At 66.1% G+C, this 1158-nt stretch carries 1 protein-coding gene; it reads right to left on the bottom strand.

The features are described from left to right. Nucleotides 1–157: 157 nt before the first annotated feature. On the bottom strand, nucleotides 158–667 hold the full coding sequence (locus AB0G14_RS35845; protein ID WP_357705275.1) for a transposase: 510 nt from the start codon (nucleotides 665–667) through the stop codon (nucleotides 158–160). Nucleotides 668–1158: the final 491 nt, after the last annotated feature.

Raw genomic sequence — 1158 nt, 5'->3', positions numbered from 1 at the left:
GAGCAGAACCTCCAACAGCCCACCGGCTGCGATCACCAGCCTGCCGCACACGCCCTGGCCGCATAACCCCCGAAGGACTTACGCCCTGAACCACTTAGAGAAAGGGACAACGCCCAACAATCGTCCCAAAGGTCGGCGGTATGACGCCACGCCGCCGTCACCGGCCCACCGCCCGAGGATGTCCCGACCACCGTTGACAGTGACCGTCAGGGCGATGTGGACGGGCCCGGTTGGCGACCTGCCCGTCGCCGGAGCTTGACGTGGATGCAGTCGATGAAGATCGTCCGGTGGACCGGGTCAAGGGGCCGGTTCTGCCCACCCCGTCATGCCGTCCGGCACCGCGATCGGTGATCGCGGTGCCGGTCCCCGGACACCTCCGCCCCGTACACTTCGGCCAGGTGCGCGCGCAGATCTCCCCATGAGTCAGGCCCTTGGCCGACAGCGACACCGCCAGATCCTCCACTCCGCCGGGCCGGCGGGATCGCTTGGGCACGATCACAGGCGTGAACGTGCCGTCATGGTCCCGAGGCACGCTGATGTTCACCGTGCCGACCTCGGTCAGCAGCGTCTTGGCCCGCCGCCCATTGCGCCAGTTGCCGCTGTTGGCCCCAGCCAGGTCGTGCAGGCGTAGCCGAGATGGGCGTCCATCTCCGTCTCCACGAACCACTTGGTCAACTGCTGCTACACAACAACTGCACCGCCTGCGCCCGCGCCTGCGCGGTCAACCTGGCCACCAACGCCGGGTCCAACGCCTCGGCGATCGCCTCGGCCGCCTGGATTCCTGCCATACCTCGATGATCCCGTGCCTCTCGGACCAATCCGGGCGTCTGCTCGCCCACATTCGAGATCACGGCGTGGAACGGGAAGGTTGTGAGGGTGGAAGGTTGTGCCGGCTGCCACTGGCACAACCCGCCCTTGCACCCGCCGCCGCAGCCCCTCCGGCAGTACGTCAACGAGGCTCGCGACTGTAGTTACGGCTGCCGGTAATTCCTGGTTCACAGTGTTCAGCCCCTCGATGGCACGCGTTTGGGTGTTGCGCCAGCGAATCGGTGATCCGCCGATCCGGAACGTGTCAAGGGAATGAGGCCAGTGGGAGTTAAGCGACCAGCGGTTGCGGTTCCGTTTGCTGGTCGGGTTTGTTGATCCAGACCTGTTCGG

The sequence above is a fragment of the Micromonospora sp. NPDC023814 genome (genome assembly GCF_040639595.1).
In the GTDB taxonomy this organism is placed as follows: Bacteria; Actinomycetota; Actinomycetes; order Mycobacteriales; family Micromonosporaceae; genus Micromonospora.
Note: the sequence above shows the minus strand (reverse complement) of the source record. Positions and strands in the feature narration are given on the sequence as shown.